Origin of the sequence: Brenneria populi (assembly GCF_036016195.1) — a bacterium.
Taxonomy (GTDB): domain Bacteria; phylum Pseudomonadota; class Gammaproteobacteria; order Enterobacterales; family Enterobacteriaceae; genus Brenneria; species Brenneria populi.
Genome location: NZ_JAYWTM010000043.1, coordinates 1 through 13198, shown reverse-complemented (window position 1 = coordinate 13198; position 13198 = coordinate 1). Strand labels below are relative to the sequence as shown.

At 59.3% G+C, this 13198-nt stretch carries 11 protein-coding genes and 1 pseudogene; 3 read left to right on the top strand and 9 right to left on the bottom strand.

Annotated elements, in window-relative coordinates; genetic code table 11:
* Positions 1–39: 39 nt before the first annotated feature.
* The 5 genes from VSX58_RS21590 to VSX58_RS21570 form a co-directional block, all read right to left on the bottom strand.
* Positions 40–849, bottom strand: coding sequence for an amino acid ABC transporter ATP-binding protein (locus VSX58_RS21590; RefSeq protein ID WP_327619879.1), 810 nt, complete (start codon positions 847–849; stop codon positions 40–42).
* A complete protein-coding gene (locus tag VSX58_RS21585; RefSeq protein ID WP_327619878.1) occupies positions 842–1762 on the bottom strand; it encodes an amino acid ABC transporter permease in 921 nt (306 codons plus the stop codon). Before VSX58_RS21585 ends, VSX58_RS21590 begins: the two co-directional genes overlap by 8 nt.
* A 154-nt stretch (positions 1763–1916) precedes the next feature.
* On the bottom strand, positions 1917–2810 hold the full coding sequence (locus VSX58_RS21580) for an ABC transporter substrate-binding protein (RefSeq protein WP_327619877.1): 894 nt from the start codon (positions 2808–2810) through the stop codon (positions 1917–1919).
* A 218-nt stretch (positions 2811–3028) separates the two neighbouring features.
* Entirely contained in the window at positions 3029–3829 is an 801-nt protein-coding gene (locus tag VSX58_RS21575; protein ID WP_327619876.1) for a deaminated glutathione amidase, read from the bottom strand.
* Positions 3830–3840: 11 nt separating this feature from the next.
* Complete coding sequence (locus VSX58_RS21570) at positions 3841–4812, bottom strand: substrate-binding domain-containing protein (protein WP_327619875.1); 972 nt, start codon at positions 4810–4812, stop codon at positions 3841–3843.
* Positions 4813–5197: 385 nt separating this feature from the next.
* Between VSX58_RS21570 and VSX58_RS21565 the strand changes: the two genes are divergently transcribed.
* Complete coding sequence (locus VSX58_RS21565) at positions 5198–6529, top strand: aminotransferase class I/II-fold pyridoxal phosphate-dependent enzyme (RefSeq protein WP_327619874.1); 1332 nt, start codon at positions 5198–5200, stop codon at positions 6527–6529.
* A 420-nt stretch (positions 6530–6949) separates the two neighbouring features.
* On the opposite strand, the gene nifJ is transcribed toward VSX58_RS21565, so the two are convergent.
* From nifJ to VSX58_RS21550, 3 genes are all read right to left on the bottom strand, one after another.
* Positions 6950–10483 (bottom strand): pyruvate:ferredoxin (flavodoxin) oxidoreductase, encoded by a 3534-nt coding sequence (gene nifJ, locus VSX58_RS21560; protein ID WP_327619873.1) that lies wholly within the window; start codon positions 10481–10483, stop codon positions 6950–6952.
* Between the two features lie 188 nt (positions 10484–10671).
* Entirely contained in the window at positions 10672–10824 is a 153-nt protein-coding gene (locus tag VSX58_RS21555) for a hypothetical protein (RefSeq protein WP_327619872.1), read from the bottom strand.
* Entirely contained in the window at positions 10821–11225 is a 405-nt protein-coding gene (locus VSX58_RS21550; RefSeq protein WP_327619871.1) for an FAD-binding protein, read from the bottom strand. Before VSX58_RS21550 ends, VSX58_RS21555 begins: the two co-directional genes overlap by 4 nt.
* 334 nt (positions 11226–11559) lie before the next feature.
* Between VSX58_RS21550 and VSX58_RS21545 the strand changes: the two genes are divergently transcribed.
* Together VSX58_RS21545 and VSX58_RS21540 are read left to right on the top strand one after the other, a co-directional pair.
* Positions 11560–11868: a hypothetical protein gene (locus VSX58_RS21545; protein WP_327619870.1), complete on the top strand. Its 309-nt coding sequence runs from the start codon at positions 11560–11562 to the stop codon at positions 11866–11868.
* Between the two features lie 78 nt (positions 11869–11946).
* Complete coding sequence (locus VSX58_RS21540; RefSeq protein ID WP_327619869.1) at positions 11947–12591, top strand: metallophosphoesterase; 645 nt, start codon at positions 11947–11949, stop codon at positions 12589–12591.
* Between the two features lie 21 nt (positions 12592–12612).
* Here VSX58_RS21540 and VSX58_RS21535 read toward each other — a convergent pair.
* Positions 12613–13179 (bottom strand): annotated as a pseudogene (locus tag VSX58_RS21535) (LysE family translocator); the annotation flags it as partial.
* Positions 13180–13198: the final 19 nt, after the last annotated feature.

Genomic DNA, 13198 nt, shown 5'->3' with positions numbered 1-13198 from the left:
CGAAGAACGCGGCGATGTTCGGCGCCGCGTCGGCGCGCGCTAGATAAAACGGCTGAGGAATGACTGGGTGCGCGGATGCTGCGGATTGACCAGAACATCTTCCGGTTTGCCCTGCTCCACGACCACGCCCTGATCCATAAACACCACCCGATCCGCGGCCTCCTTGGCAAAGCCGATTTCGTGCGTCACCACGATCATGGTTAACCCCTGCTGCGCCAGATCCTTCATGGTGGATAACACTTCGCCCACCAGTTCGGGGTCCAGCGCGGAGGTAGGTTCATCAAACAGCATCAGTTTGGGACGGATGGCCAGCGCGCGCGCAATGGCGACGCGCTGCTGCTGTCCGCCGGACAGATGGCGCGGATAGGCGTCCGCCTTGTGGCCGAGCCCGACGCGCTCCAGCAGTTGCAGCGCGTAGGCCCGCGCCTCCTGACGGTTCTGCTTATGGACGCCGATCGGCGCTTCGATAATGTTTTGCAGCACGGTCATGTGGGGGTAAAGGTTGAATTGCTGAAAAACCATACCTATTTCGCTGCGCTGGCGGGCGATCTCGCGGGAGGAGAGCGGATAGAGTTTATCCCCGCGCAGCTGATAACCGATCTGCTCGTCGCCCATCATGATATAGCCGGCGTCCATCTCTTCGAGGTGGTTGATACAGCGCAGAAATGTCGATTTTCCCGAGCCGGACGGCCCCAGAACCACCACCACTTCGCCGGCGCGGACATCCAGATCAATGCCGCGCAGAACGTGGTTATCGCCAAAATGTTTATGGACGTTGCGCGCTCTTATCAGCGGCCGCGCCTCCGTCAGAGCGCTTTCCTCGGCGGAGAGGTGATTACGTTTAGTCATGGGGTTGATCCTTACCGATCTCATCAGCAAACTCATTCGCTTTCGCCGCCGCGGGACGGCGGGTTTCCGACGCCGGACGGCGAACGCCGCGCGAATAGTAGCGTTCAATGGCTGACTGGCCGACATTCAACAGCGAAGTGATGAATAAGTACCAGATAACCGCAACCATCAGCATCGGGATCACTTCAAACGTACGGTTATAGATAGCCTGTACCGAGTAGAGCAGATCGCCCATTGCAATCACGCTGACCAGCGACGTCGCCTTAATCATGCTGATTAACTGGTTGCCGGTCGGCGGCACGATGGCGCGCATGGCCTGAGGAATGATGATGCGCCGCAGCGCGCGGCTGCGGCTCATGCCGAAGGCCTGGGTGGTCTCCACCTGGCCGTTATCCACGGACAACAGCCCGCCGCGGATGATTTCCGCCATATAGGCGGCTTCATTCAGCGCCAGGCCGGCAATCGCCGCCGTCAGCGGCGTAATCAGGTCATTGGTGTTCCAGCTTATCCACTCCGGGCCAAACGGAATGCCCAGCGACACGCGCGGGAAGAGGGTGGAGAGGTTGTACCAGAAGATCAGCTGTACCAGCAGCGGCGTGCCGCGGAAAAACCAGATATAGAGGCCGGAAAGCCCGCGCAGCAGCACGTTGGTGGAGAGCCGGGCAATTGCCAGCAGCAGTCCGAGCGCCACGCCGATCGCCATGGACACCACGGTCAGTCCCAGGGTAACGCTTAACCCCTCCATAATGGTTTTTTCAGTGAACCACTGATAAACCACGGGCCACTCAAAGTTTTTATTGGTGCCGACTGACCATATAACATAAGCCGCGATAATCAGCGTGCACGCCCACGACAGCCGCTGTTTTACGCGGCCGGGCGCCTGGGCTCGGGTTACATTTCTCAGCGCATCCACAGTCAAAAATTACCCCTTATCGTTGGTTTTATACCGATCGTTTAAGCATCGAGACACGCGGGGCGGCCACCGGGGTGAGGCATCCCTCCGGGAGCTTCCCCCGCGTTTCCCCGAAAAGCGGACTTCAGTGACCGGCATTCCCTTCTCGCCGGCGTTACTGTTTTCCCGCCAGGTTAACGCCAGGCGCTTTCAGCATGTTTCCTTCCAGATGCCATTTTTTCATGATGGCCGCATAGGTGCCGTTATCGAACAGCAACTGGTAGGCTTCCTGAACAATCGGCACCAGCGGGGAGTTTTTGTCGAAAACGGAGCCTTGATACAAATCGTCGAAGCCGTTGTGCTGACCGGTGCCGGCGAGCTCCAACTGGCCGTTGGTCTGCTCGACGAAGTAGGTGAGCGGCGCCTGTGAAGAGAAGAAGGCGTCGGCCCGTCCTGAACGGACCGACAGGATGGACGTCGGCTGGTCGGTGTAAGACTGGATCGCCACCGCCGGTTTTCCTGATTCAGCGCAGGCTTTCGATTGTTTCACAATCACCTGTTCGGCGGACCCGCCGGACATCACGGCGATACGTTTACCGCAGGTATCTTCCAGCGTGTTGATTTTTTCCGGGTTGCCGGCACGAACGGCAAACACCACGAATTCGCGTACGAAGTCGACGAAGTCATTTTTTTCCTGGCGCGCGGGGAAATCGCCGATCGGCCCCATGGCGAACTGGTAGCGGCCGGATTGAATGCCGCTCAGCAGGCTGGACAGACCGCTGACGGAGGCGTGCTCGATTTTTACGCCCAGCACCTCGCCCAGCGCTTTCGCCAAATCGGCGCTGGCGCCTTCCAGAGAATGCGTTCCGTTGACAATTTCATACGGAGGAAACGAGCCGTTGTTCACCGCCTTGAGCACGCCGGCCTTTTTGATGTCGTTCGGCAAACGGGAGTGAAGATTGTCATTCACTTGCTGGGGGGCAATCTCAGGCGCCGTCGCGGCAAACGCGCCGGCGGAAAAGAGCAACCCTGTTAGCAGAGCCGTCTGTCCTAAACGTTTCATTTTCATTGCTCAATCTCCTTCGCCCTTATGAAGAGCTGGCTGTGTGTCGGTGATGTTTAGTCGAATATAAACACCCTGTTGATGAATGCCGATCGTTTAAGCATCGAGATACACCGGGGTGAGGCGCCCCTACGGGAACCTCCCCCGGTGTTTCCCCTAAAAATCGGCTTAAGTGACCGGCATTCCCCTGTTAGCCTGTTATCTCCACCGCGATGCGCCGCCGGTCAGCGATCTTCCTGCGGCAGGCGCGGCGTAGTGAAACGGCGGTTGGCCAGACAGGGCAGAACCTCGCGCGCATAGGCGAGGCGTTCAGGTTCCACATTAGCGTAGACCAACGCCGGAACTTCGGGGGCCTGCGCCACCACCACGCCCAGCGGATCGACAACCATGCTGTTGCCGATATTTCTTACGCCGCATTCGCCGACCGCCACGACATACGCGGTGTTTTCCAGCGCGCGCGCGCGAACCAGCAGCTCCCAATGCGTCTCTTTCAGCGGCCCTTTGACCCAGGCGGCCGGCAGCACCAGCACCTGGGCGCCGTCCAGCGTCAAACGCCGCGCGAGTTCGGGAAAACGCACGTCGTAACAGGTCATCAGGCCGACTTTCAGCCCGGCTACGCTGACCAACGGCGGAACTTCATCGCCGGGGGTGACGTTTTCCGATTCTTGCATGGAGAAGGCGTCGTACAGGTGCAGCTTCTTGTACCGGGCGATGATTTCGCCGTCGCGGATGGCGATGAGCAGGTTCCAGACCTTGTCCGCGCCGTTCGGGACATGAATGCTCATCATCGTGGTCATTTGGCTGCCTTTGCTGGCCGCCAGCAGCTGGCTGACGAAAGGCCCGTCCAGCGGTTGGGCGGCGGTTAGCACCAGCTTGGGATTGGTGATATCCCGCGCCAACACGCCTTCCGGCAGCACCAGAAGATCGGCGCCTGCCTGCTGTGCGTCCGTCATCAGCCGCAGCGCGGTGACGACATTGTTTTGCCATTCGCGATCGACGGCGAACTGCCCAAGTGCGACTTTCATATCAAGCTCTCTTAATCTTTAGACAACACCGATGACGCCCACGGGAATAATGCTTCCGGAGTCAGGCATTGCGCCGTGATCCCCTGAATATGCAGTTCTCTGGCGAAATCGGCAATCATGGTTTTATTGACGGCAAAGCCGTTGTCGTTCCAGTGAGCGGGCAAATCCTGAGCGGTTCTGCGCAGATCGTCCAGCAGCCAGGGCGTCGTATCGGCATATTTAATGCGCTTGCCCATCCACATTTCGTATGAGCGGTCGATCGCCTCGCTCAGCGCCTGGGGCAGCCAGGGATGCTGCGCCGCCAGCGCCGGCTTTATCGCCAGCACATGCATGCCGGGCACGTAGCCGACCTGATGGAAATAGTCGATTTCCGCCTGACGGAAATCGGGCTGTAGCTGCCGTAACCCCGAGTCGCCGTTAAAAAAGCCTTCCGGCATAAAGGGGGTGAAGATGGCGTCCAGGCCGCCGTTTTTCAGCAGCGTAATCAGCGGCTGTTCGCCCGGCGCGGCTTCTATGCGCCCCGGCCGGCCGAACCCGGCCAGGCGATCGACGATCGGGTGCGCCTCCGTCAGGCGGCCGACGTACCAGTAGGCATCGTCATTGCCGATGCCTTCGCGGCGCAATAGCGCGCGCGTCCAGGTATTGCCGGAGTCTTGCCAGCCCGTCAGGCCGATCTTCTTGCCAGCCAATTGCGCTAGCTCGGTCAGCGGGCTGTCCTGCGCGGTCAGAATGCAGCGCTGGCGGAAACCGCGCATCAGAAAGTGCGGCAGGGCCAGCAGACTCTCATCGCCGCGAGCGCGGCTTTGCGCATAGCGGCTGAACGAAACTTCTCCCGCATCGTAGCGGCTGCTGGTCGCCAGGTTATCCGGCAGCGTGCCGACCCGATCTATTTTCAGTTCAAACCCCTCGGGTTTGATATCGCCTAAAGCGAGCGGGGTGAAATAGTCCCAATCCCTTACTGCCAGTCTAATTGTTATCGTCAACGTGGTGATTCCCTGGTGGAGGCGCGATATTCCCTTTATCCCTCAAGCCGTACCGGCGCCGTTTTCCCTTATTAATCCAGCCGGTTATCCGCGCTGGATGCTAAGGATAAAGAGAGACGGAGCGCGTCATATCGTTCACTTAAGCCGGTTTTTTAGGGAAAACGCAGAGGGAGGTTCCCGTAGAGACGCCTCACCCCGATGGTCGCCCCGTGTATCTCGATGCTTAAACGATCGGCATTAGACGGAGTGCGGCTCGAAATCTATCGGGCATGGCTCGCATGTAAAAAATATGTCTGATATTCGCACAAATAGCGGTTTTTTTTGATACTAGATCGATGTTCGTACGTGTACAATAATATTTTTGTTATTGTACAAAATATTATTTATGAGCAAATCGATCGATACAGGCTGGCTGGCGCAACAGCTGCATAACCACAGTATTCGCGGCATCGCGATGGACGTGTCGGCGCTTATCCGTGCCGGAAAAATCGAGGTCGGCCGGCAGTTGCCGCCGGTAAGAGAGCTGGCCGAAGCGCTGGGCGTGAGTCCGGCGACGATTTCCGCGGCCTGGAGCCAGCTGCGGCGGCAGAAAGCGATTGCGGGACGCGGCAGAACGGGAATGTGGGTGTCCGGCCAGCAGGTTTCTCCGCGGCCGGAACGCTTCGAGAGAATCGGCAACTTTGGCGATACGATCGTCGCCGATCTCACCCTATCGGCTCCCGATCCCGACCTGTTGCCGGATCTTGATGAGGCGCTGTTATACGGCGCGCGGGTCAAGAATCTCAATAGCTATCAGCGCACATCGATCATTCCTGAACTGGAAGAGCAGCTGCGTAAAAACTGGCCTTACGCGGCAGAGGCGTTTATGACCTCCGACGGCGGGTTCGACGGCGTGAATCTGGCATTGCAGACGCTGATCTTTCCCGGCTCGACGGTGGCGATTGAGAGCCCGACCGCGGCGCGGCTGCTGGACGTGCTCGACCATATCGGCATCAACATCATTCAGGTTGAATGCGATGATTACGGCCCGAGCGTCGAAGCGCTGCAGCAGGCATTGCAGCATAAGCCCGCGGCGTTTATCTATCAGCCAAGAACCCATTCGCATACCGGATATTCGGTGAGCCCGTCGCGTATGGCGGCGATGGCGGCGCTGCTGGCGGATAGCCCGATAACGATGATTATCGAGGACGACGGCGTCGGCGAGATCTCTTCCCATCCCGCGCTGAGCATCGGGTCGTATCTTCCGGCGCAGACCCTGTATATCCGTTCCTATTCCAAAGCCTACGGACCCGATTTGCGCCTGGCCGCGCTATCCGGTCCGGCGGAGGCCATCGGCAAGATCCAATCCTTCCGTAATTTCGGCGACGGCTGGAGCAGCCGGATATTGCAGGGGGCGCTGAGCTTTTTACTCGCCGATCGGAAAACGCAACAGGGGATCGAACGCGCCCGCGAGGTTTATCATCAGCGGCGTCAGGGGCTGGCGGACGCGCTGGCGCGGCGAGGGATCTACGTGCCGGAAAATGACAGCCTGTGCATCTGGCTGCCGGTTCCGTCGGAACGCTACGCGCTGATCACCATGGCCGCCCATGGCGTCGCCGTGCAACCGGGAGAGCGTTTCGGCACCAAGAACGGACATTACGTGCGGATGAGTATTTCGCAACTGCAGGAGTCATTGATCGAGACGATAGCGGAGGCGGTCAGCCAGATTTACCGCTGATGCACTGACGTCCTCCCCCTGGGAAAGGGGAGGGGTAGCGAAGGGCGCGAACAACGCTGCGTTTTTTGGCGCTGCGGCCAAGCATTCCCCTTGACGGGCAAAGGCGCCGGATAAGGGCCGGCATGGGGTTAGCGCCTTGTCGCAAGGATGAGGTTGCTGACAAAGTGCGGTGAGCGGCGATAATGGATGGATCGTAAAGACGCTGCAAGTACGTCCCGGTAAGCTCGAACCACGCGAATAGGAATCTCATCCCTGAGATTCCCCCTTTCAGGGCCGTCGCAAGCGACGTTCAAAGGCGTTCCCTACGCCTTTGTCCCTGGCGCGGACGCTTTACTCTTCCATTCCATTATCACCATTCGATAAAGGAAGATAGGTTTACAACAGTCTGAAGGATAGCCTTGCGGCTATCCTTTCGTTACGTTACTCCTGCGGGTTTTTCTCCGCTTTGCCCGCCATCATGGCCAGGAAGTCATAGCGGCGGCGCAGATCGATTTCCGCCTCTGCGTAAAGCCGCGCGCTCTCTTCCGGCATCTGGCTGTTCAGGCGGCGGAAACGCTGCTCGTGCAGCAGGGTTTCGCTCAGGCTGCTGGAAGGCGGACGGGAATCCGTTATCAGCGCCGGTTTGCCTTCCTCGATGCGACTTGGGTCGAAGCGGTAGAGCGGCCAGAAGCCGGTGGCGGTCAGCTGGCGCATCTGATCGTGGCTGAACGCCAGATCGTAGCCGTGCTCTTCGCAGGGGCTGTAGGCGATGATCAGCGACGGGCCGGGCCAGGCCTCCGCTTCCTGAATGGCTTTCACCGTCTGGTTCAGCTGCGCGCCCAGCGATATCTGCGCCACATAAACGTGGCCGTACATCATGACGTTGATGCCCAGATCCTTACGCGCCTTGCGTTTGCCCTTTTCGCCGAACTTGGTTACGGCGCCGAGCGGCGTGGCTTTCGACTGCTGGCCGCCGGTATTGGAGTAACACTGGGTATCCAGCACCAGCACGTTGACGTTTTCGCTCAGGCTCATCACATGATCCAGACCGCCGTAGCCGATGTCGTAAGCCCAGCCGTCGCCGCCGATCAGCCAGATGGACTTATCCACCAGATGGTCGGCTTCGGCGGATAAGGCCCTGGACTGTTCATTATTGAGATCCGCCAGTATCATCCGCAACTGCTCAATTTGCTGACGGCGCAGTTCGGGCGCGATAGATTCTTCCTGCAACGCCGCCACTAAATCATCCGGCAGCTGCGGCGCCAGCTCGTGCAGCAGGCGCACGGCGCGCTGGCGATGTTGATCGACGCTCAGGCGGAAGCCCAGGCCGAATTCGGCGTTATCTTCGAACAGCGAGTTCGCCCAGGCCGGTCCGCGCCCGTTGGCGTCGGTTGTCCACGGCGTGGTGGGCAGGTTGCCGCCGTAAATGGAAGAGCAGCCGGTGGCGTTGGCCACCAGCAGACGGTCGCCGTACAACTGCGTCAATAGTTTGATATAGGGCGTTTCGCCGCAGCCGGAGCAGGCGCCGGAGTATTCAAACAGCGGCGTAATCAACTGCGAAGTGCGGATATCGATACGCTCCAGCTTGGCGCGATCCATCTCCGGCAGCGCCATAAAGAAGTCGAAGTTCTCTTTTTCGGCCTCCAGATTATCCAGCCGCGATTCCATATTGATGGCTTTGATTTCCGGATTCTGGCGGTCTTTCGCCGGGCAGACCTCCACGCACAGGTTACAGCCGGTGCAGTCTTCCGGCGCCACCTGTAGGACATACTTCTGGCCGCGCATATCGCGGGCTTTCACATCCAGCGATTGCAGCGACGGCGGCGCGCTCTCCATTGACCCGGCCGGCACCACTTTGGCGCGGATGGCGGCGTGCGGGCAGGCGGCGACGCAGTGGTTGCACTGGGTGCACAGTTGCGGCTGCCACAGCGGGATCGCCTCGGCGATATTGCGTTTTTCCCATTTGGTGGTGCCGGTCGGCCAGGTACCGTCGGGCGGCAGGGCGGAGACCGGCAGGGTATCGCCTAATCCGGCCAGCATGGCGGCCGTCACGGTTTTGACGAAGTCGGGCGCGGCGTCGGAAACCACCGGCGGGCGCCGCGGGCTATCGGCGTTGACGCCCTCCAGCGGCACGGCGGCCAGCGCTTCCAGCGTGGCGCTTAAGGCGTTCCAGTTGCGCTCAACCAGCTCCTGCCCTTTGCTGCCGTAGCTGGTGGCGATCGCCGAGCGCAGTTTTTCCACCGCCACGTCGCCCGGCAGAATCTGCGACAGGTGGAAGAACGCCATCTGCATCACGGTATTGATACGCGCCCCCAGCTGGCATTCACGGGCGATTTTGGCGGCGTTGATGCAGTACACTTGCGCCTGGCGTTGGTTTAGGGCGCCCTGAACCTCCTGCGGCAGCCGATGCCACAGATCGTCGCTGGAGTAAGGGGAGTTGATCAGAAATACGCCGCCGGGCTTCAGACGCTCCACCATGCTGTATTTATCAATAAACTGCCACTGGTGGCAGGCGACGAAATCCGCCTGGTCGATCAGATAGGCGGAATTGATGGGATGCGGCCCGACGCGCATATGGGATACGGTCAGGCTGCCGGCCTTTTTGGAGTCGTAGACGAAATAGCCTTGAACGAACATCGGCGTGGTGTTGCCGACGATCTTAATCGAGTTTTTGGCGGCGGAAACCGTACCGTCGCTGCCCAAACCATAGAACAGCGCTTCCAGCGAGGCGTTGCCCGGCAGATGCTCGGCGGGCAGAGGCAGCGACAGGTTGGTGACGTCGTCATAGATGCCGACGGTAAAGCGGGGGCGCGGGTTGGCAAGCGCTAACTCATTAAAGATGGCCTGCACGCACTGCGGGGTGAATTCTTTGGACGACAGACCGTAACGCCCGCCGATAACGCGCGGCATGGCGGCGCGCTGCCCCGTGGAGAACGCTTCCGCCAGCGCGGTCATCACATCAAGGTAGAGCGGCTCCGCCAGCGCGCCCGGCTCTTTGGTGCGATCCAGCACGGCGATGCTTTTCGCCGTTCGCGGAATGGCCGACAGCAGATGAGCGGCGGAGAACGGACGATACAGACGCACTTTCACCACGCCGACTTTCTCGCCCAGCGTCAGCAGTCTATCTATCGCCTCTTCGCAGGTGCCGACGCCGGATCCCATCAGGACGATAACGCGCTCGGCTTCAGGGTGGCCGTAATACTCAAACGGACGGTACCGGCGGCCGGTGACGGCGGCGAAATCGTCCATCGCCTGTTCCACATGCCGACAGGCGGCGTTATACCAGGGGTTGGTCGCCTCGCGGGCCTGGAAGAAGGTGTCCGGGTTGGACGCCGTGCCGCGGATCGCCGGATGTTCCGGCGTAAGCGCTCGCTCACGATGCGCGTCAATAGCCTGCTGAGGCAGCAACTGACGCAGCGCGTCGTCGCTCAGCGGCTCAATCTTATTGATTTCATGCGAGGTGCGAAAACCGTCGAAGAAATGGATAAACGGCAGTCGGCTGTTCAGGCTGGCCATCTGTGATATCAGCGCGAAATCCTGCGCTTCCTGGACGTTGCTGGCGCACAGCATGGCGCAGCCGGTCTGACGCACGGCCATCACGTCGGAGTGATCGCAGAAGATGGACAGCGAGTGGGTCGCCACCGTCCGCGCCGCCACATGCAGAACGAACGGCGTCAGCTCGCCGGCCAGTTTATACAGCGTGGGGATCATCAACAGCAGACCCTGCGACGAGGTAAAGGTGGTCGCCAGGGAGCCGGTTTGCAACGCGCCGTGCACGGTGGCTATCGCGCCGCCTTCCGACTGCATCTCCACCACGCGCGGCGTATCGCCCCATATATTCTTGTCGCCGTCGCTCGACCAGGCCGCCGCCTGTTCCGCCATCGTCGAACTCGGCGTAATGGGATAAATGGCGATGACCTCATTGGTTCGCCAGGCGACAGAGGCGACTGCGTTATTACCGTCGGTGGTGATCATGGTTTAGCCTTTTTGCTCACAGAATGAAACTCGATTTTTATTTGGGGAATTATCGCATCTCGCAGAGCGAAGATAATGACTCGATTTACGCGGAGTTGTTTCAAACTATTTTTAATAATTCCGCGCATTATACACCGATATCGGATAAATGCCGATTCTCAGCGAAAACGGGAAGGCGGCGCATCGTCTCAGGATAACGACGGACAGCCGCTGTTGCGCGCCCGGCGGGCGGCATGGGGCGTTTGACGCATTTCATGTTGAAAGCGGTTAACGAAATCGAGCAGCGCCGATGACGGCGCAGCGGATTTATGGCCGACGATCAGCCCGATATCCCATCTCATTCCGCTTCCACGCCTCTGATGGCGCCATTCTGATAGATCAGCTTGTTCCCCGGCGTTTTATACATAACCGTCACGCCCAGTTCGTTGGCGCGTTCCACCATGCGTTTGATCAACGCCGCGCCATGATGCGCGTTGCCGTAATCCTCCACGATATGCCATACCCGCGGCTCATGCGGGAATATCTGGGTGACATAGAAATTGACGCCGTGTTTTTCCAGCGCGATGACTTGCAATCCGGATTCCGCCGCCGATACCGCGGCGGAAACGCCGGCGCCGCCGAATCCGACGACCACGACGTCGGTTTCCATTTTGCGCTCCTGCGCCGCGGCCCGCTGCGCGTAGCTGAGGCTGAAGATGAAAAGAAAACAGCCGATAGCGGCATTTTTTCTTAATCTGCTCATAGTGTTATCTTCCTATTATTGTAATGGTACCTAATCCTCGCGCTGTTTTCTGGTTATATCGCCCGCCTGTTGTATGATGAAAAAAGGTCTGATGCAGCCAGAGAAACGGTGTGGACGCCTCCAAATGACTATCCGCCCCGCAATTGGTACGGACTTCGGGGATAACAAGAGGTGGTTTCACTATAACCATCTGAGATATATTGGAAAAACACCCTTTATTTGTGTCTGCCACAACGCCAGGTTGTGGCGTGTCGGGGCAGGAGAGGTTTTCCGACGCTAAACGGTCGGTCGGCGGGGATTGGGGAAAGGCTCCCGCCGATCAAGGAGCCAAACGATGGCGAATGAAATAAAAGATAAGCTGATTACGGTGGTGGCGTCGCTCCATGAACAGGGCATGACCCCTGAACAGGCGCTTGAGCATATTCTTCAGGCGTGGGGCGGCACGGCGCAGGAGATCGCCCGGATTGGCATTATCACCCCCCAGCTGATCGCCGATGTGATCCATTCGGTCTATCAGGACGCGGTTTCCGCCCGGCAAATCGCCATGATCTTGCAGCGCCTGGGTTACGATCGCCAGGCGATTGCCGATACGCTGCGCGGGCTTTTCCCCGAGCTTTCGCGCGGCGGCGCGGCGGGGGCCTAACGACGCGGCCGCATTTTGCGCGCCGCCGGCGTTTTCCAGCCGGATCTCACCGCCGCGGCGCGCTTAGACGAGGTATCCATGTATCGCGAAATCAGCGGCGACGATTATCAAAAAGTATTTGTGGTCGGCGATATCCACGGCTGCTATCAGTCGTTGTTGGATGCGCTGGCGGCCCGAGGATTCGATCGGCAAAGCGACTTATTGATCTCGGTCGGCGATCTGATCGATCGCGGGCCGGACAGCCCGGCCTGCCTGTCGCTGCTGGACGAGCCCTGGTTTGCCGCCGTGTGCGGCAACCATGAACAGATGGCGCGGGAAGCGCTGAGCGAAGATAACGGCTGGCTCTGGTCGCGCAACGGGGGAGCATGGTATTCCGCGCTTGATGATGCCGGTAAACAATCGGTCGCCGGGCGGATAATGCAAACGGCGGCACTGCCGCTGGTCATCGAGGTAAGCCTCGGCGGACGCCGCTATGTCATCGCCCATGCGGATTACCCAGCGGACGAGTACGCGTTCGGCAAGGCGGTTGACGAGGATGAGTTGGTCTGGGGGCGTCACCGCATTTCCCGCGCCATGGCGGGCGAAGGAGAGCGGATCGCCGGGGCGTATCTGTTTATCTTCGGCCATACGCCGCTTCACAAACCCCTGGTGTTTTTTAATCAGCTTTACATTGATACCGGCGCCGTATTCGGCGGACGGCTGACGCTGATTCAGCTGCGCTGACGGCGGCGGCGTTTTCCGACGTTATTTGGTCGAGACCGCCAGCGTCGTCCCCGCCAGAATAAAAATGCCGCCGGTTGAACGGTTCAACAATTTTAGGCGGCGCGGGTTCGAAAAAAGAACGGACAGCCGGCGGCCGGTGCAGGCATAGATAAACATGATACTGCAATCAATGACCAGCCAGGTTGCGGCGAGTATCACGAACTGCAAAAGATGCGGGGTGCTGGTATCAATAAAATTGGGAAACAGCGCGGCAAAAAACAGCAGATCTTTCGGATTGCTGATCCCCACCAGATAGCCTTTGCGAAACAGCGCGAGCCAGCCTGATGTTGAAGGTTCCTGAATCCCTGGTTCTTGCGCTTCACTCTGCCCGGCCGAACGCCATGCCGCGATACCCAGCCAGATCAGGTAGGCGGCGCCGACGATTTTTAAGGCGATAAAAGCGGTGGTCGAGGCAGCCAGGATTGCACCCAATCCCAGAGCGGAGCAGGACATCAGCGTCAGCGCCGCAATAGCGCCGCCCGCCACGGTCGCCGTGGAACGGTAATGTCCGTAGCGCAGGCCGTGAGACATACAAAGCAAGGCCGAAGGGTAATCCCCCCATTTTTAA

What these genes read in the sequence shown, in the direction of transcription:
- VSX58_RS21575 (WP_327619876.1), bottom strand. Translation starts at nt 3,829, where the DNA reads ATGAAAGTCGCACTTGGGCAGTTCGCCGTCGATCGCGAATGGCAAAAC.
- VSX58_RS21555 (WP_327619872.1), bottom strand. Translation starts at nt 10,824, where the DNA reads ATGAGATGGGATATCGGGCTGATCGTCGGCCATAAATCCGCTGCGCCG.
- VSX58_RS21590 (WP_327619879.1), bottom strand. Translation starts at nt 849, where the DNA reads ATGACTAAACGTAATCACCTCTCCGCCGAGGAAAGCGCTCTGACGGAG.
- nifJ (WP_327619873.1), bottom strand. Translation starts at nt 10,483, where the DNA reads ATGATCACCACCGACGGTAATAACGCAGTCGCCTCTGTCGCCTGGCGA.
- VSX58_RS21565 (WP_327619874.1), top strand. Translation starts at nt 5,198, where the DNA reads ATGAGCAAATCGATCGATACAGGCTGGCTGGCGCAACAGCTGCATAAC.
- VSX58_RS21545 (WP_327619870.1), top strand. Translation starts at nt 11,560, where the DNA reads ATGGCGAATGAAATAAAAGATAAGCTGATTACGGTGGTGGCGTCGCTC.
- VSX58_RS21580 (WP_327619877.1), bottom strand. Translation starts at nt 2,810, where the DNA reads ATGAAAATGAAACGTTTAGGACAGACGGCTCTGCTAACAGGGTTGCTC.
- VSX58_RS21550 (WP_327619871.1), bottom strand. Translation starts at nt 11,225, where the DNA reads ATGAGCAGATTAAGAAAAAATGCCGCTATCGGCTGTTTTCTTTTCATC.
- VSX58_RS21540 (WP_327619869.1), top strand. Translation starts at nt 11,947, where the DNA reads ATGTATCGCGAAATCAGCGGCGACGATTATCAAAAAGTATTTGTGGTC.